The organism is Marinobacter sp., from assembly GCF_048269445.1.
Lineage (GTDB): Bacteria > Pseudomonadota > Gammaproteobacteria > Pseudomonadales > Oleiphilaceae > Marinobacter.
Genome location: NZ_JBLXIQ010000005.1, coordinates 275,239 through 291,889 on the forward strand (window position 1 = coordinate 275,239; position 16,651 = coordinate 291,889).

The following is a 16,651-nucleotide window of genomic DNA, read 5'->3' on the forward strand; positions in this document are numbered from 1 at the left end:
GAGTAACTATCACCCCGTTCAGGAAATGGCGACCAGGGGCTGGTCAAACTCTACCGGCTGGCCATTCTCGACCAGAATTTCGGTGATCGTTCCGCTCTTGTCAGCCTCGATCTGGTTCATCATCTTCATGGCTTCCACGATGCAGACCACATCACCCACATTGACGGTCTGACCGACTTCCACAAACGCTTTGGCTGTGGGAGAAGGGGAGCGATAGAAGGTGCCCACCATCGGGGATTTGAGGGTGTGGACGGTCGGAGCTGCTGGCGCTGACGATTCTTCAGCGGCCGGAGCCGACGCGGCCGGGGCAGGTGCCGCTTGCGGCGCCGGATAATGGCTCATGTACTGGGGGGCAGGGGCCGGTTCGCGGCGACGCGAGATGCGCACCGAATCGTCGGCTTCATGAATCTCCAGCTCCTCGACATCAGATTCCTCGAGCAGCTCGATCAGTTTCTTGATTTTGCGAATATCCATAGTCAGTCCAGTCCCGTTTGGTCAAGTCTATCGGTGAATGCGTTTCAGGGCGGCCTGAAGTGCGAGGTCGTACCCCTGGCTGCCCAGCCCACAGATAACGCCTTCGGCGATATCCGAGAAATACGAGTGATGCCGGAACGGTTCCCGCGCATGCACGTTGGAAAGATGCACTTCGATAAAGGGAATCCCCGAAGCCAGCATGGCATCCCGCAGGGCAACGCTGGTGTGAGTGAAAGCCGCAGGATTGATAATAATGAAATCCACGCCTTCCGCCCGGGCTTCGTGAACCCGCTCAATCAATTCGTATTCGGCGTTTGACTGCAGGTGCAACAGGTGATGGCCTTTCTCTGCCGCCAACGTCCGCAGCCGGTCGTCGATATCCGCCAGTGTCTCGTAACCATAGACCTCTGGCTCGCGGCTGCCGAGCATGTTGAGGTTGGGGCCATGGAGCACGAGAATTGTCGACATGGTTCTGTCTGCCTTAATGTCTTTCATAACAGGATCGCCGAAATTAACGGCAAGTTCCCCCAATGGTGCGTGCTTGTTTCCCTCAGATCAACACTTTTTGACAATCTTCCCTGTTGTCCATTGGTCGTAAAAAGACGGCAAATGAAGCGAAACGGGATCTTTCCGTTGATGACAATCATTGTCGTGAACGATGGCAGGAACTTCTATACGACGTTGGTTTCATAAATGGCGGGCGCCGGGCAAGGGCTGGGCCTTACCCGGGAGGACGGGAATATCAGTCCGCCAGAGTGACGCAGTTGCGACCAACTTCCTTGGCGCTGTATAGAGCTCGGTCTGCACGCTCGCAAAGGGCCTGGGAGGTCTCTTCATTCCAGTCTGCGATACCACAACTGAAGGTGACATTGAATTCCCTGTCCCCCGCGGGTTGCTGAAGTTCCGAGAAGCGTTCGCGAATTTCGTTGAGCACATTCCGCGCATCGCTTGGGCGGGTGTTGGGCAGAATGATGGCGAATTCCTCACCACCATAGCGGCCGATGTGGTCGGTTTTGCGCAGGCGCTGCTTGAGGAACATCGACAGGCTCCTCAGCACGCGGTCCCCAATCGGGTGGCCAAATGTGTCGTTCACCTTCTTAAAATAATCGATGTCGATCATCGCAAAGCACAGAGGCTGCCCTTTCTGCCGCGCCCGGACTATTTCCTGATCCAGCAGGTGCAGGGTGTGCGTGTGGTTGAACAGCCCGGTCAAGCTGTCGCGGATCATCAGTGCCAGCAGCGAGCGTGCCCGCCGTCCGCGGTTATGAATAGTGGCGATCAGGTGTTTGGGGTCGATCGGTTTGGTGAGGAAGTCGTCACCGCCCAGGCTCATGGCGTGGAGCTGCTTGCTGACATCTTCTTCCGCCGACAGGTAAATGATCGGGACGCTGTGGAACCGGTCCTGCTGACGGATAACCCGGGCGATTTCCATGCCTGTGCAGCCTGGCATGTACATGTCCAGGATAATGATCTCCGGAGAAAACTCCTCCAGGGCATGAATGATCTGCATCGGGTCAGTGATGATGTGGGCGGTCATGCCCGCCTTTTTCAGCACCGTCTCCATGTATTTGGCCTGGGCCCGGGAGTCGTCCAGCACCAGTACCTTGTAGGGCTCCACTGTATTGCCATGGGTGTAGGTTTCGATCTTCTCGATCAGTTGGCCCGGATCAACCGCCGGATAGAAGAATTCCTCGCCGCCACAGCGGGAAGCCTGCAGGCGTGTCTCGATGGAACCGTCCTCGTCACTCATGAAGATGATCGGAATGGGCGTGTCGTGACGTTCCTGCAGATGTTCAATGGTGGCGATGCCCGCACTGGGAGTACCGCCGAAGTTAACGTCTACCAGAATGGTTTCCGGCTTGTGGAGGGCGCAGGCTTCGGTCAGATCTTCAGCGCTGGCAAAGGCTGAGGCCCGGAAGCCAAAAAATTCGAGCTGACGGATCAGGCGGCCTGCCATCTCCTGATTGGCCAGGGCAATGTAAACCGGGGTGCGACGGAACTGGTGAGGTGCTTCGGAATTGTTGCGGTCTGTCCGGCGCAGGGTGCTCTGGGAGAGGGCTTCAATGGCATCCTGGAGTTTCCGTTCCATGGTCTCCTCCAGCGCCGAGCCAGTCTCCCAGTGGTTGATCAGTTCAAGGATGGTCTGACCCGCTTCAGCGTGGCTGACCATTTCAAAACGCTGGGCGTAACGGACCAATTTGTCTGTTGCGGCGGCGAATTCCCCGCGGTGGGCCGCCGCCTTTTCACGGTCCTCGTGAATCTTTTGCCAGGTATCCAGAACAACCCGGGCCTGGGTTGTTACACGGCGTGCGAAATGCTGCCTGAGTTTTTCTTTCTGGCTTTCGTCGTTCATGTTGCTCCGGCCTGTCTCTTTTTCATTATTGGGCGTCCTTCCCCGGTGCGGGCAATTTTTCAACCTTAGTCCTTTTGCAGAGTCTATAGTGTTTAATGTTGTCGGCGTAGGTTGTGCACTGTAAATGTTTGTCAACTCTGCGGTGCAGGTCACAATCACCTGGCCGGCTGGCTCACAGCCAATCCGGAGCAGCTCCTCATGGCAAGGAAGCAAATCACCATAAACAGGAAGCAGCAGGGTGCGGTTACTCTGCGGACAATCCTTCTGGTGTTTACTGGCAGTTTGCTGGTATTGCTTCTGGTGGCGGTGTTTATTACCAGTATTGGCTATTTTCGGGGTTATGTTTCGGATCAGCTGGCGGGCCATGCCCGGGACGGGGCAACGGCGATCGGTCTGTCTCTTTCCAACGCCATTGATGGACGTGACCCGGTCGCCTCCGCATCACTGATTGATGCCGTTTTCGACAGCGGGCGGTACCTGTCGATCACTTATCTGAACCTTCAGGATGAGCAGGTCGCTGGCCGGGCCATGACCCTTAGTGATGTCGGTGTGCCCTCCTGGTTCCGGGTGCTTGCGGATCTTCCATTGCCAGTCGCCGAAGCGGAAGTTGTCCGTGGCTGGAGCCGGCTGGGAACCGTGCAGGTTATTAGTCACCCCGGCCGTGCCTACCAGGACCTCTGGAGAATAACCGTGGGTCTGACGACGACTACAGCTGTTATTGGCGGCATCGGTCTGTTTGCGCTGTTTGTTCTGCTTCGTCGTTCCCTGAGTCCCCTTCATGCCCTGGAAGTCCAGGCGCAGGCGCTTGGGCAGAGAGATTTCCGCAAACGGGTAGCGATCAAGTCGACCCGGGAAATCAATCGGGTAACTGATGCCATCAACCAGATGGCGGATGACCTCGGTCAATTATTTGAGGGGCAGGCTCGGCTCATCCAGCATTTGCGCCGGGTCAATAACGAAGACCCGGTCACCGGCCTGGCCAGCCGGAGTGCGTTTGATCAGCGCCTGAAAGTGGAAGTGGAATCCGAGGAAAAGGCAGCGACGGGGGTTTTGATGCTCATTCAGTTGGCCGACTTCGCCGACTACAACCAGTCTTTCGGCAGAGACGAGGCGGACCGGCTGCTTCTGCGTGTCGCAAGTGTGCTTGCCGATTTCGTCACGCTCCATGCAGGCGCTTTTGCGGGGAGAAGAGCCGGTGCCGAGTTTGTCGTGTTCCTGCCCGGCGTAATGCCCGCCGATGGAGGCGTCTGGTGCCGGCAACTGGTTGCCGAACTGGATGGGATATACGCCGACCTGGCGCCGACGATGGATACCAAGGTGCACGCGGGCCTGGCGAAAACCCGCGAGGGCCGTGGCGCGCGGGATTTACTGGCCACGGCCGATGAAGCACTGCGCAATGCCCAAGGCAGGGCCGAGTCCGGCTGCCATCTTGCAGACCCGGAAAAGGATGGCCACCACAATCTGGAAACCTGGCGGGTCATTATCAGTGAGGCCATTCATCAGCAGAATCTGTCACTCTGGCTTCAGCCCATGGTGAATGAAGGTCGGCTGATGCCCGTCTATTATCAGGTGTTTTCCCGAATCGAGTCTGTAGAAGGCGCCCTGAGAGCAGGCACCTTTGTGCCTCTGGCGGAGCGATTTGGCCTGATTGCGGATCTCGACCGTGTGCTGATCCGGCGGGTGCTGGAGCGACTGGCAGAATTGCCGGATCAGCCACTGGCAATTTCTCTGGGCAACGCCTCTGTTGCCAGCGAAACGTTTCGCTCGGATCTGATAACACAGCTTCAACAGGCCAGTTCGCTGGCCCGTAATCTCTGGGTCGGGATTTCCGAACACACAATTCATCATCATCGAACTGCAGTGGGCTTGTTGGTCAGGGCGCTAGGACGACTCGGCGTGCCCGTTCTGGTTGATCGCTTCGGTGTCGGGGGCGTGCCATTCAGTTACCTGAGAAATCTGAGATTTCAGGGCGTGCGTATCGATAACAGCTTCATTCATGACATTGATACTCACGAGGATAACCGGTTTTATCTGGAGTCGGTGGTCGCCATCGCCCACAGCCGCGGGGTAAAGGTGTTTGCCACAGGAGTGGAAACTGCGGCGGAATACTCGGTACTCTGTACGCTGGGTATAGACGGAGCCATGGGTTACCATCTTGGTCGGCCGTTTGCCGCTGACAACCAACAGACAGGGGATTAAAAGTCTTATGCCAGGCAAAATCAGACAGTACTTCAGGGACAAGAAAGACGATGTTCAGGATTATGCCGGGGGCAGCGGTGTTATTGGCAAACTCATTCTGGTGTTGCTGGCGGTCTATCTCTTGGTGTCGGTCGTCCTCGGCATGTACTGGAGCAGCGAACCGGATTCGTTTTCGGTGCGTGAGCATACCCGCTCTGTAGCCAATTCAATGGAGCGTGAGCCCGTCACCGGTTTCGCGACCACGGTGACGATGATCCGGATCGCGGAAACCCTGCTTGAAAAGCCCGGTGGCTACATCTCCAACGATATATTTCCGCCTGGTGTCTGGCTGGATAACATGCCCAGCTGGGAATTCGGCGTACTGGTGCAGCTCCGGGACCTGTCCCGGGCCATGCGTAGGGATATCGCCCGCTCCCAGAGCCAGTCCGCGGAGGATCCGGACCTGACCATTGCAGAGCCGCAGTTCCATTTTGACAGTGGGAGCTGGGCAATTCCCTCCACTGAAGCGGAGTACCGCCGCGGCATTGTAGCGCTGAAACGCTACCTCAACCGCTTGTCCAATCCGGAACAGGCCAACGCCCAGTTCTACGCCCGGGCGGACAATCTGGCAAACTGGTTGGCAGACTTGGAAACCAGAATCGGCAGCCTCTCAAGAACACTGGGTGAGAGTGTCGGCAAGGCCTCGGTATCCGATGCAGTGGCCAACGTGGACATTGACAACCCGCTACAGGAAGAAACTGGGGGTGTTGATGTGAAAACGCCCTGGACCCAGATTGATAATGTTTTATACGAAGCCCGGGGGAGCTCCTGGGCCCTGTTGCATATCTTCCGTGCTATTGAAGTCGACTTCCGGAAGGTGCTGCAGGACAAAAATGCCCTGTCCAGTGTGAAGCAGGTGATCATTGAGCTGGAGGGTGCCCAGGGCCCTATGTGGAGCCCGGTGGTACTGAACGGCAGCGGCTTTGGCGTACTTGCAAACCACTCGCTGACCATGGCGGCCTATCTCTCAAGGGCCAGCGCGGCCATCAGTGATATGCGGGATCTGCTGTCTCGGGGCTGAAGCCCCAACCCAGGTTGGCAGAAATAAAAAAACCGGGCGTGATGCATGCCCGGTTTTTTTATGCCCTGGAATTTCCGAATTAGCCCTTGTAGGCGTTCACGGAATCCACGATGGCTTTTCTGGCCGCGTCAGCGTTGTCCCAACCCTGAACCTTGACCCACTTGCCGGGCTCAAGCGTCTTGTAGTTCTCGAAGAAGTGCCGGATCTGGTCACGTAGCAGCTCGGGCAGATCGGTGATTTCCCGCACGTTGTGGTATGTCGTGGTCAGCTTGTCGTGAGGTACAGCCACCAGCTTGGCGTCTCCGCCGGCCTCGTCTTCCATATTCAGAACACCAACCGGGCGGCAGCGAATCACAGAGCCAGCCTGGACGGGGTAGGGAGTAACAACCAGCACGTCCAGAGGGTCGCCGTCGTCGGCCAGGGTGTGCGGGATGAAGCCGTAGTTGGCCGGGTAGAACATCGGGGTGGCCATGAAGCGATCTACCAGCAGGGCGCCCATGTCTTTGTCCAGTTCATACTTCACCGGGGAGCTGTTGGACGGGATTTCGATGGCAACGTAGATGTCTTCAGGCGGGTTCTTGCCGGCGGGGATGTTTTCGAATTGCATGTGCGATCCTTCCTGATACGTTAAAGGTACGTTTAACTGCGATTAAAAAGTGGACGCAATTATACGGGAGTCGCCTGCAGTTCGAAACTAAACCTTGGTCGTTGAGTTGGTTGCAAGCGGCTATCTGGCAGGGCTTTCCGAAAAACGCCCGTGAATACGTCCATGTAGGGCTCGGTCGCGCCATCCCTGGCGCTCCACGTTTTCGGAAAGCCCTGCCAGATACCCGCCCCGGCCTCTGAGCAACACTCAAAAGCAATCCCTGATAGATAAGGGAGATCAATAGAAAGCTGATCGCTCAGGGCTCGAACGGGGCGTGTCAGTGGCTGTTCCAAAACTGTAGAGGGCCATGGATGGCCCGAAACAAGCGCACATGGACGTGCTTGTAGCGTGTTTTGGAACAGCCACTGATACGGCCCGCCCCCAAAACTGGCAGGCTGGGTCAGGACAAGAGGGCGAACGTGGAACCGATAGCTCAGAGCTTGATCTGCTTGGCAATGAGCTCCTTCATGATTTCGGTGGTGCCGCCGCCGATGGAGAGAATCTTCGCGTCCCGATAAAGGCGCTCCACGACGGTTTCCCGCATGTAGCCCATGCCTCCGAACAGTTGAACCGCTTCCCGGGTGACTTTTTCGCAGACATCCACCGAGAAATTCTTGGCCATGGCCACCTGTTTGATCGGGTTCTTGCCGGCCTGCATCAGGGCGGCGCAGCGGTAGGTGTATTCCCGGGCCACGTCGATCTGGATGGCCATATCCACCAGTTTGTGCCGCGTCACCTGAAAGCCCGCAATACTGCGGCCGAAAGCCTGGCGTTGTTTGGTGTAGTCGATGGCAGCTTCGTAGGCGAGTTGGGCGGTCATGTAGGCCATGATGGAGAGGCTCAAGCGCTCGGCCAGGAAATTGCTCATGATGACAAGGAAACCGGCGTTTTCAGCGCCGATCAACCGATCGGCAGGAACACGACAGTCCTCGAAGAAGAGCTCAGCGGTATCGCTGGCCCACCAGCCCATTTTGAGGAGCTTCCTGCCAGTGGAGAACCCGGGCATGTCCCGGTCAACGAGCAGCAGGCTGATTCCGCCATGGCCTTCGCCCCCGGTGCGGACGGCGACGGTGTAGTGATCGGCGCGCATGCCGCTGGTTATGAAAGTTTTGCTGCCGTTGACGATGTAGTGGTCACCGTCCCTGACAGCCCTGGTTTTAATGTTGGCGACATCGGAACCACCGCCGGGCTCGGTAACGGCGAGGGCGGCGATCTTTTCGCCCCGCAGCACGGGCGGAACGATCTGTTCACGGATGTCCTTTTTTGCCCATTTGGCGACCGGGGGCAGACCGATATCCAGCGAGCCAAGGCCGGCAACGAGGCCCCCGGAAGTGGAGCGCATGAGTTCTTCGGAAGCGGCCACCTTCAGAAAGATATCGCCTTCGCCAACGCCTCCCAGGGCTTCCGGAAAACCAATGCCCAGCAGGCCCGCATGGCCGGCTTTTTGATAAAGCTCCCGCGGGAATTCACCGGCTTCTTCCCAGTCATCAATGTGGGGCAGAACGTGGGTATTGATGAACTTTCGGGCTGTCTGACGCACCTGTTCGTGAGTTTCGTTGAAGTAATCGGACACGGTGAAGCTCCCTATGATCGGAATCAATGGGAGGCAGTGTCGCGCAATTTTCGGCACCAAGCAAGCGCTTGGTTTTGGTATCTTCAGGCAATAAAAAACTGGCCCGAAAGGCCAGCTCTGCTTCGTGCGACATGGCGGGGTCAGGCGCCTTCAGCGCTGATGCTCTTCACGCCATCTTTGGTGCCCAGAAGTAGCAGGTCGGCCCGGCGCCGGGCAAACAGGCCGTTAGTCACCACGCCTACAATGTTGTTGAGTCTTTCCTCAACCCGGATCGGTTGGGAAATATCCATGTTGTGGACATCGAGAATGATGTTGCCGTTGTCGGTCACCACGCCTTCTCGGTAAACCGGGTCACCGCCCAGCTTGACGATTTCCCGGCCAACATGGCTTCGGGCCATGGGGATGACTTCTACCGGCAGCGGGAACTTGCCCAGAACTCCAACCATTTTGGAGTCGTCGACTATGCAGATGAAGGTTTTGGCAACGGCCGCCACGATCTTTTCCCGGGTCAGTGCGGCGCCGCCGCCCTTGATCAGCTCCAGGCGTTCGTTGGTTTCGTCAGCGCCATCCACATAGAACTCCAGGTCGCCGGCGCTATTGAGATCATAAACCGGGATGCCATGGCTTTTCAGACGCTCGGCGGTGACTTCAGAGCTGGCAACGGCACCGTCAAATTCATTCTTCAGCTCGGCAAGCATGTCGATAAACAAGTTGGCTGTGCTCCCGGTGCCAACGCCGATGATGCTCTCGCTATCAAGGCGAGGGGCAATGTAATCAAGTGCGGCTTTGGCAACGGCTTTTTTCAGTTCGTCCTGGGTCATGGGAGGCTCCGGCTGCAAATCAAATTGGCTTTGCGCGTATTATAGCGCTTAAGGGACCTCTGCTTATAGACGGCTGCCGTGCAAACTTTCTACACTGTTGGTTTTTTCCCAGCCATCCACCAGCAACAACTGGAATCACTATGCCGCAACGCTACATCAAGAAGATTCTCGATGCGCGCGTCTATGACGTTGCCATCGAAACGCCGCTCACTGAAGCCCGCAGTCTTTCAAAGCGCTTTGGCAACAATATTTTGCTCAAGCGTGAAGACCTTCAGCCGGTGTTTTCCTTCAAGATTCGTGGTGCGTATAACCGCATAGCCCAGTTGTCCGAAGAGCAGAAGGCCAAGGGCGTGATTTGTGCCTCGGCTGGCAACCATGCCCAGGGTGTCGCGCTGGCGGCGAAAAAGCTTGGTATCAAGGCCGTCATTGTGATGCCGCAGACCACGCCGGAAATCAAGGTGCGCTCGGTGCGGGATCACGGTGCAAAGGTGGTTCTTCGAGGCGATGCCTTTGATGAAGCCGCTACCCATGCCCAGGAGTTGATCCAGAAGCACGGCTATACCTACATCCCTCCCTACGACGACCCGGATGTGATCGCCGGTCAGGGCACTGTCGCCATGGAAATCATGTGGCAGTTCAGTAAGCCGATCCACGCCATCTTTATCTGCGTTGGCGGTGGCGGACTGATTGCCGGTATGGCAGCGTACATCAAGTATCTCCGCCCGGAGGTCAAGGTGATCGGTGTTGAGCCTGAGGATTCCAACTGCCTCCAGGCGGCCTTGAAGGCTGGTAAGAGGGTGGTGCTGGACGAGGTCGGCATTTTCGCCGACGGCGTGGCGGTAAAGCAGATCGGCAAGTACCCGTGGGAGATCTGCAAGGATCACGTGGATGAGGTGATCACCGTATCCACCGATGAAATCTGCGCTGCCATCAAGGATGTGTTCGAAGACACCCGCTCCATTGCTGAACCAGCTGGTGCGCTGGGCGTTGCGGGCATCAAGAAATACATTGAGCGGGAGCAGATTGAGGATGAAAATCTGATTGCCACCCTGAGCGGTGCCAATATGAATTTCGATCGCCTGCGTTACATTTCCGAGCGCACGGAAGTCGGTGAAAAGCGTGAGGCCATCCTGGCTGTGACCATTCCGGAGAAGCCGGGGGCGTTCAAGAGCTTTATCAATGCCTTGCACAAGCGCAGCATCACCGAGTTCAACTACCGCTATGCTGATGCTACCAACGCCACCATTTTTGTCGGAATACAAATTGCAGCAGGAGGCCATGGCCGTGAGGAGCTGGTTCAAGACCTGCGCGAAACCGGTTATTCGGTGGTCGACCTGACCGACAGCGATTTGGCCAAGCAGCATATCCGCCACATGGTCGGTGGCCACGCCCCGAGCATCACCAACGAAAAGGTCTTCCAGTTTGAGTTCCCGGAGCGTCCGGGGGCGCTGCTGAAGTTCCTGATGTCACTCGGCACCCGCTGGAATATCTCCATGTTCCATTACCGAAACCATGGCGCGGCTTACAGTCGTGTCCTGTTGGGTGCCCAGGTTGAGGATGACGAAGTGGCTGATTTCGAGAAGATGCTCGACAAGGTTGGCTTCCGCTACGAGAACATGACGGATAATGAGGCTTATCAGCTGTTTCTGGGGCAGGGGAACGCTCGGTCATCTTAGTTGGGTGCGAGAACCGGGGAGGCTGGCCCCTCCCGGAACACGCTCCTTGCGGCACATCCATGTGACGCTTGGGCTCCGCCATCCATGGCTCCGCACAGTTCCGGGAGGGGCCAGCCTCCCCGGTTCAGCAAGTTCGGAGAAGAATTACTTAAATTTAATCTGTCAAAAATTGTAAAACTCGATATAGGTGTTAGTCTTTCGTCTGATTCTTGATAACAAGAATAGCTCTCTGATTTACCTGAGATTTACCTCTACCTGAAACAGGAATATACGTCATGGGCGGCAAGCCGGACATTATTCGCGCTATCGTGCTGATTTTTGCGGTCGGCCTTGTGATAACCGGTTTCACATCCATCCACGCCTCTGAAGACAAGGCGGCGAGAAATGACGTCGTTGTTAGCTCCGTTCAGGAAGTAAATCAGCCCCTGAACCGGTAACGCTGTTTATCCGTCACCACGCTGTGCAGGGACACGTCCCAGGGCTCCACAGGCAGCTTTCTCACCTTCTGGAAGTCATGGGCCAGCCCAATCAGTTTGGGGGCCAACCTCGGCCGTATCCGGCTGAAAGCGAACGTTCTGTCATAGAAGCCACCCCCCATACCCAGGCGTCCACCCTGCTCGTCAAAGCCCACTAACGGAAACAGTACCGCATCCAGAGCCCATGGCGGCCGCCGCAGGCCTTTGCTGAATGCCGGTTCGGGAATGCCGAAGCGGTTGGCGATCAGTTCAACATCGTCGTCGTAAGGGCTGAACACCAGTCTGCCTTCGTGAATCGGGTGCAGTACGGGAAGATAGAATCGGACTCCCTTGCGCCGGGCGATGTCCAGGTAGACATGCGGATCGATTTCGCCGTCGTTGGGCAGATAGATGGCCACGTGGCGGGCGCGGTGCAGGTCCGGGTTTTTCAGTAGGTTCAGGGCCAGGTATTCTGCGGCTTGCTGCTGTTGCTCAACGCTCAGGTCGCGACGTTGCTGCCGGAGGCGTTCGCGAAGTTCATTGCGTGGCAGGGTGTCTGGGTGGGACTCAAACGGTTGGGGGGTAATAAACTGGCTCAAAATAAAGCTTCCCGGGCTGCCGTTATCGGATGTTGCCCTTGAACCCAGAGTTCAAGGTCGGTGGCCGCTGTGACATATTAGGCTTTCCCCTGACGGGGACGTGCTCACAATGCCCTGAAGTAGCCACCTGGGTAATGCGCATCGGCTCGAGGACGTATCCGACCATAGCGAACAGCCCAGGAAGTTGATCTCATTATACGGTCAGGGTCGGGGCCGATTGCAACACCTGTAGTGCATTCTGTGCGGATTTTAACGGCCCGAGCTATCACCGAGGGCACCATCGAGTTTATTGTCCATGGCCCTGAGCAGTGTGCTGGTGGCGTCGGACATGGTGTCGCGTTCCAGCAATTCATGGGTGGTGTTCAGGGCAGCCATAACAGCAATGCGTTCGGTGCCGAATACCTTGCCACCAGCGCGGATTTCCCGCATCTTGCTGTCCAGATGCCTTGCGGCCCTGATCAGCGCGTCCTGTTCTTCCTCAGGACAGGCGACCAGGTATTCCTTGTCGAGGATTTTTACCTCAACGGTGGTGGGTTTCTGTGCCATCAGTGGTGCTCCAGTGCCCGAAGGCGGCCGATCATGGCTTCAATCTTGTGCTTCGCGTGATCGTTTTTGTGCATCAGCTGGGCCCGTTCCCGGTTCCAGTCATCCTGAAGCTCCCGCAGTGTAGCGTTGTCCCGCTCAAGTTTCTGACAGTGCTCTATCAGCCTGTCCAGCTTGTCCGCTAATGCCTGTACTTCGGACTGTTCCATGACTCGCCCAGCAGTGGTTTGAGGTAATTGCAACTAACTATAAGTGTGGACGCTAAGTCGGTCAATTTACAGGGTTGTCATTGCAGCGCCTGCGTGATGCAGATCACTGATCGGCCACCTCCCCGAATCCGAGCCTTCTGCTCTGGTGCCAGGTGCTGAGTGCCGGTATCAGCGATACCAGAGCAGCAGCGACGGGCACTGATGCCAGCAATCCCCATTCTGGTGCCGTCAGTGGGCGCAGGGTTACCTGCAGGCCGTAATTGGTCAGCAGCCAGGGGCTTGCCAGCAATATGCCTGCTGCCCCGATAACCACGGCCAGCAGGCAGGCAAGAAGGGCAAGCGAAATGCATTCGAGAATGTACAGAGAGGCAATCAGTGCCGGCGAGGCGCCGGTTGCCCGAAGCACGGCTATTTCTTGAGCCCGCTGGGCCTGCAGAGTAAGCAAAACGGCAATCAACCCGATCAGGCTGGTAATCACGACAAAGCCGGTAATGCCAAGCAGTGCCCTCTCGAACTGGCCCATCAGGCGCCAGAGTTCGCTCAGGGCAACGCCGGGAAGGATGGCAGTAAGGGGCTCTGCGGCAAACTGGTTTATCTCCCGCTGCAGTCGGAACGTCAGGATCTTGCGGTCAATGCCGACAAATGCAGCGGTTATGGCCTCGGGTGTGAAGTCGCGTCCTTGCGCCTTTTCTAGTGTCATTGTACGACCGGGTAGGGCAACGCCCGACTCCCATCCCACGTGCATGGCCTCCATGCCATCCAGTCCGATATAGACCGCCTGGTCCACCGGTGTGCCCGTAGGTTCAAGAATACCGGCTACGGTAAATGGGGTGTCTTCATGGTTGGAAAAGCTGGTCCGTCCGCCACCGTGGGACATTACCAGTTCTTCGCCTGTCTGGTGTCCGAGCTCTCGGGCAACGCCGGCCCCGAGGACAACCTCAAATACACCTGCAAACCAGTTTCCCTCAGCCAACGCCAGCGGCAGGTCGCGGCCATAACGGAAATGCTTCAGGAAGTTCTCGTCGGTGGCGACCACCCGGTAACCCCGATAGCTGTCTCCCAGAGAGATGGGAATCAGCCAGTTCAGGCGGCTGTCGTTCTTGAGGGATTGGAAGGTGGACCAGCGAACGTTGTTGGTGGCGTCGCCAATATGGAACACCGTGTATAGCAACAGGTTCAGCTGGCCGCTGCGGGCGCCAACGATCAGATCCGTGCCACTGATAGTGCTGGTGAAAGACTGTTTGACCTCCGTGCGCAGGTATTGGATCCCGAGAAGCAATGAAACGCTCAGGGTCAGGGTCAGGCACACCAGTGCCAGAATCTTCTTCCGGTGCCAGAGGCTGGCCAGGGCCAGTGATACAGCGAGGCGTGTTTTCATTCCCCGGTACTCCGCAGTTCAAGCTGGTGATGGAAATAGCTGGCCAGGGACCGGTCGTGGCTGACGAACAGAACCGAGGTGTTGTACCGATGAGCGAGGCTCAGCAAAAGCTCCAGGAAGCGGTCCCGGTTGTCGGTGTCCAGTGCTGAAGTAGGCTCATCCGCCAGAATCAGGCCGGGAGCGCCGATCAGTGCCCGCGCAGCGGCGATCCGTTGCTGCTGACCAATGCTCAGTTTCGTGACCATACGCTGCCAGTGGTCTTCGGGAATGGCGAGGGCTCGGAGCAGACCCTCCGCTTCTTCCGCCACTGAGGGCTCGGTATTTTTTCGCCGAGGTGAGGACAGGCGGCAGGGCAGGGTGACATTGGCCAGGGTGGTCAGATAGGGCACCAGATTGAACTGCTGGAAAATTACACCGATGTGATCGGCCCGGAACTGATCCCGGGCGCCGGCTCCGAGCTTATAAAGGTCGGTGCCGAGGATGCGGACAGAACCGTTGCCGGGTCGTAGCATGCCAGCGAGGAGGCTCAGTAATGTGCTTTTGCCGCTGCCACTGGGTCCGTGCAGGAACAGGTGTTCGCCCCGAATCAGGGTGAAATCCGGAAAAGCGAGGGAGGGTTGTTCGGGGTGCCAGGAGAAATTAAGGCCGTAAACCTCGATGGCAGTCTCCGGCCCCGGGGAGCTGTTACTGCCTGATTCTGTCTTGCTGGTCATGTTGGTTGCTGTCTGCCCGGTGTATGATGGCGTTTTACCGGAATCCGATCCCAGGAGTGTTTTACCCGATGACGCTTTTCCCTGCATTGGCAAGATGCTCTCTATCTTTCGCCACAGTGATGGCTCTTGTGATATTGATCCCTGCGGCAGGCCGGGCTGAACCCCGAGAGATTGATTGGCTGGAGTTGATGCCAGCCGAGGATTTGGCGCTGCTGGAGAATATGCCAGAAATTGAGCATGATGGCGATGGCGCCCCCCTGTTGCCGGACGAGATCATGACCGGTCGGGTAGTGCCGGAAATGGGTGGCGTCGAAGGGCGTATTCCCGGATTTGTGGTGCCCCTGAAAACCACTCAGGACATGCGTATTCTGGAGTTCTTCCTGGTGCCCTACTACGGAGCTTGTATTCATGTGCCGCCACCGCCTCCCAATCAGATTATTCACGTTAAATACAAAGAGGGCTTTACCCTGGAGGCCTTGTACGATCCGGTCTGGATTGAGGGTAAGCTGGTGATTGAGCGCACTGAGAATGACCTTGGCGCCTCTTCTTATTCCATGGTTGCTGCCGGGGTTGAGCCTTACGACGAGTGACGCGCGCCCCATCACTGGGTGGTAAGCTTGAACAGGCTTTCCCCTTGAGCCAAACGGCCTGAGCCTTGTCCTTCGGACCAGACCCACTCCAGGCTGAGATGTTCTAGCTCCGGGAAGCGGGCGGTCAGCGGTGTCGTAAGTTGGTTCGAATCTTCAAGCCCTGAACAGGTCAGCGACTGGATGACTTCGATATCAGAGTGGCCGGCGGGCTCTTCGTTGTGGTCATGCCCATGATCGCGTTGGTCGCCATCGCCGGCACTCGCTTCGTAGGGCACATTCGCATCCTGGACTCTGCAGCTGGATTCAGGTGTGTTCACGAGGGGGGTGGCTCCTAACCAGGCGATGGTTTCTTTCACACTGGCTTTTTGTTCCCCGGTGCGGGCTTCGTGTTCGAATCCGAGCAGGTTGTAGGCGGGGGAGATGAAGATCAGGTCAATCTGGTTGTTACTGATGGCCAGCTGTAATTCGGCGTGACCGTGCTGGTGAGTGCCCGGGTTATTGGTGGCATTGGCGGACAAGGGGGCGGTAGTCAGGATCGTGGCCGCCGCCAGGATCTGGGCAGGTAATTTTTTCGGGAGCATGGTTTTGTCTCACGGTTAAAACGATATGTTATAACATTTTGTTCATTTCCGATTTTAAAAGCAACTATTGATACCTGGTGAAGGGAGATGCGCATGTCTATTGGCTCTCTAAAAAGTGCCTTGGGATCCGCTGAATGCTAGGATAGAGACCTCATTCAACAACACAGGATTCGCCTGTTTCATGTCAGAAACCGACACTTCCGGTGCTGCCCGCGCCGCTGAATTTGAGCGCTGGGCCAATGTCTTTGCTGCCCACAAGGCGTTTAGCCACCCCTCCGAACTGCATGGAGCTCTGTGCGGTCGACTTGCTGCCGGATCCCGTATTGAGGAGCTGGACTGGTTGGCGATGGTGTGTGAGCACATGGGATTGCCTGAAAGCGCTTCCGAGGAGTCCGACGACCTCGCCCCGTTTATGAATAGAGCTTACGAGCAGACCCTGAATCTTTTGAAATCGGCAGACATGAGCTTTCATCCTCTACTGCCTGACGACGACTACGCCATAGAGCAGCGCCTCGAGGCTCTCATTGCCTGGGTCCGCGGGTTTCTGGAAGGTATGGCCCTGTCTGCCGGCGAGTCTCTGGGGCAGGCTCCGGACGAGATCCGCGAAATGATTGAGGATATGGTGGCGATCAGCCAGCTCTCGGACGAAGAGGAAGCTGACAACGAAAGCGAGCAGCAGCTCGTGGAGATTACCGAATACATCCGGCTGGGGGCGCTGGCGGTGTTTACCGAATTCAATGCCCCGGAGAAGCCGGCGTCTGAATCGCCGACCTTGCACTGA

The 16,651-nt window shown here is 57.0% G+C and carries 18 protein-coding genes and 1 other RNA gene; 6 read left to right on the forward strand and 13 right to left on the reverse strand.

From position 1 onward, the window contains the following. Positions 1 to 18: 18 nt before the first annotated feature. The 3 genes from accB to ACN0XM_RS12790 form a co-directional block, all read right to left on the reverse strand. Positions 19 to 474 carry an acetyl-CoA carboxylase biotin carboxyl carrier protein gene (gene accB / locus ACN0XM_RS12780; RefSeq protein ID WP_417567322.1) on the reverse strand — a complete coding sequence of 152 codons (456 nt, stop codon included), beginning with the start codon at positions 472 to 474 and terminating at the stop codon, positions 19 to 21. Positions 475 to 501: 27 nt separating this feature from the next. Then, positions 502 to 942, reverse strand: a complete 441-nt coding sequence (aroQ, locus tag ACN0XM_RS12785) for a type II 3-dehydroquinate dehydratase (RefSeq protein WP_417567419.1) — start codon at positions 940 to 942, stop codon at positions 502 to 504. A 274-nt stretch (positions 943 to 1,216) separates the two neighbouring features. Then, complete coding sequence (locus ACN0XM_RS12790; protein WP_417567323.1) at positions 1,217 to 2,827, reverse strand: diguanylate cyclase; 1,611 nt, start codon at positions 2,825 to 2,827, stop codon at positions 1,217 to 1,219. Positions 2,828 to 3,025: 198 nt separating this feature from the next. On the opposite strand from ACN0XM_RS12790, the gene ACN0XM_RS12795 reads away from it, so the two are divergent. Beyond that, positions 3,026 to 5,026, forward strand: a complete 2,001-nt coding sequence (locus ACN0XM_RS12795; protein ID WP_417567324.1) for an EAL domain-containing protein — start codon at positions 3,026 to 3,028, stop codon at positions 5,024 to 5,026. A gap of 7 nt (positions 5,027 to 5,033) precedes the next feature. Next, positions 5,034 to 6,086 carry a DUF2333 family protein gene (locus tag ACN0XM_RS12800; RefSeq protein WP_417567325.1) on the forward strand — a complete coding sequence of 351 codons (1,053 nt, stop codon included), beginning with the start codon at positions 5,034 to 5,036 and terminating at the stop codon, positions 6,084 to 6,086. Between the two features lie 79 nt (positions 6,087 to 6,165). Here the strand turns inward: ACN0XM_RS12800 and ppa are convergent, their stop codons facing one another. From ppa to rpiA, 3 genes are all read right to left on the reverse strand, one after another. Next, positions 6,166 to 6,693: an inorganic diphosphatase gene (ppa, locus tag ACN0XM_RS12805; RefSeq protein ID WP_417567326.1), complete on the reverse strand. Its 528-nt coding sequence runs from the start codon at positions 6,691 to 6,693 to the stop codon at positions 6,166 to 6,168. A gap of 472 nt (positions 6,694 to 7,165) precedes the next feature. Continuing rightward, positions 7,166 to 8,305, reverse strand: coding sequence for an acyl-CoA dehydrogenase family protein (locus ACN0XM_RS12810; protein ID WP_417567327.1), 1,140 nt, complete (start codon positions 8,303 to 8,305; stop codon positions 7,166 to 7,168). Positions 8,306 to 8,445: 140 nt separating this feature from the next. Further along, entirely contained in the window at positions 8,446 to 9,126 is a 681-nt protein-coding gene (gene rpiA / locus ACN0XM_RS12815; protein ID WP_417567328.1) for a ribose-5-phosphate isomerase RpiA, read from the reverse strand. 140 nt (positions 9,127 to 9,266) lie between these two features. Between rpiA and ilvA the strand changes: the two genes are divergently transcribed. Next, positions 9,267 to 10,802, forward strand: coding sequence for a threonine ammonia-lyase, biosynthetic (gene ilvA / locus ACN0XM_RS12820; protein WP_417567329.1), 1,536 nt, complete (start codon positions 9,267 to 9,269; stop codon positions 10,800 to 10,802). 275 nt (positions 10,803 to 11,077) lie between these two features. Continuing rightward, positions 11,078 to 11,239 (forward strand): hypothetical protein, encoded by a 162-nt coding sequence (locus tag ACN0XM_RS12825; RefSeq protein WP_417567330.1) that lies wholly within the window; start codon positions 11,078 to 11,080, stop codon positions 11,237 to 11,239. On the opposite strand, the gene ACN0XM_RS12830 is transcribed toward ACN0XM_RS12825, so the two are convergent. From ACN0XM_RS12830 to ACN0XM_RS12855, 6 genes are all read right to left on the reverse strand, one after another. Then, positions 11,221 to 11,856 carry a 5-formyltetrahydrofolate cyclo-ligase gene (locus tag ACN0XM_RS12830; protein WP_417567331.1) on the reverse strand — a complete coding sequence of 212 codons (636 nt, stop codon included), beginning with the start codon at positions 11,854 to 11,856 and terminating at the stop codon, positions 11,221 to 11,223. The genes ACN0XM_RS12825 and ACN0XM_RS12830 overlap by 19 nt on opposite strands. A gap of 4 nt (positions 11,857 to 11,860) precedes the next feature. Beyond that, positions 11,861 to 12,042, reverse strand: a non-coding RNA gene (gene ssrS / locus ACN0XM_RS12835) — 6S RNA. Between the two features lie 63 nt (positions 12,043 to 12,105). Further along, entirely contained in the window at positions 12,106 to 12,402 is a 297-nt protein-coding gene (locus tag ACN0XM_RS12840) for a cell division protein ZapA (protein WP_417567332.1), read from the reverse strand. Next, positions 12,402 to 12,608 (reverse strand): TIGR02449 family protein, encoded by a 207-nt coding sequence (locus ACN0XM_RS12845; RefSeq protein ID WP_417567333.1) that lies wholly within the window; start codon positions 12,606 to 12,608, stop codon positions 12,402 to 12,404. The genes ACN0XM_RS12840 and ACN0XM_RS12845 overlap by 1 nt, the downstream gene beginning before the upstream one ends. Positions 12,609 to 12,711: 103 nt before the next feature. Then, entirely contained in the window at positions 12,712 to 13,986 is a 1,275-nt protein-coding gene (locus ACN0XM_RS12850) for an ABC transporter permease (protein ID WP_417567334.1), read from the reverse strand. Beyond that, complete coding sequence (locus ACN0XM_RS12855; RefSeq protein WP_417567335.1) at positions 13,983 to 14,699, reverse strand: ABC transporter ATP-binding protein; 717 nt, start codon at positions 14,697 to 14,699, stop codon at positions 13,983 to 13,985. Before ACN0XM_RS12855 ends, ACN0XM_RS12850 begins: the two co-directional genes overlap by 4 nt. A gap of 119 nt (positions 14,700 to 14,818) precedes the next feature. Between ACN0XM_RS12855 and ACN0XM_RS12860 the strand changes: the two genes are divergently transcribed. Further along, positions 14,819 to 15,289 (forward strand): DUF3299 domain-containing protein, encoded by a 471-nt coding sequence (locus tag ACN0XM_RS12860; RefSeq protein ID WP_417567420.1) that lies wholly within the window; start codon positions 14,819 to 14,821, stop codon positions 15,287 to 15,289. An 11-nt stretch (positions 15,290 to 15,300) separates the two neighbouring features. Here the strand turns inward: ACN0XM_RS12860 and ACN0XM_RS12865 are convergent, their stop codons facing one another. Continuing rightward, positions 15,301 to 15,870 carry a ZrgA family zinc uptake protein gene (locus ACN0XM_RS12865; protein ID WP_417567336.1) on the reverse strand — a complete coding sequence of 190 codons (570 nt, stop codon included), beginning with the start codon at positions 15,868 to 15,870 and terminating at the stop codon, positions 15,301 to 15,303. Positions 15,871 to 16,051: 181 nt separating this feature from the next. Between ACN0XM_RS12865 and ACN0XM_RS12870 the strand changes: the two genes are divergently transcribed. After that, positions 16,052 to 16,651, forward strand: a complete 600-nt coding sequence (locus tag ACN0XM_RS12870) for a UPF0149 family protein (RefSeq protein WP_417567337.1) — start codon at positions 16,052 to 16,054, stop codon at positions 16,649 to 16,651.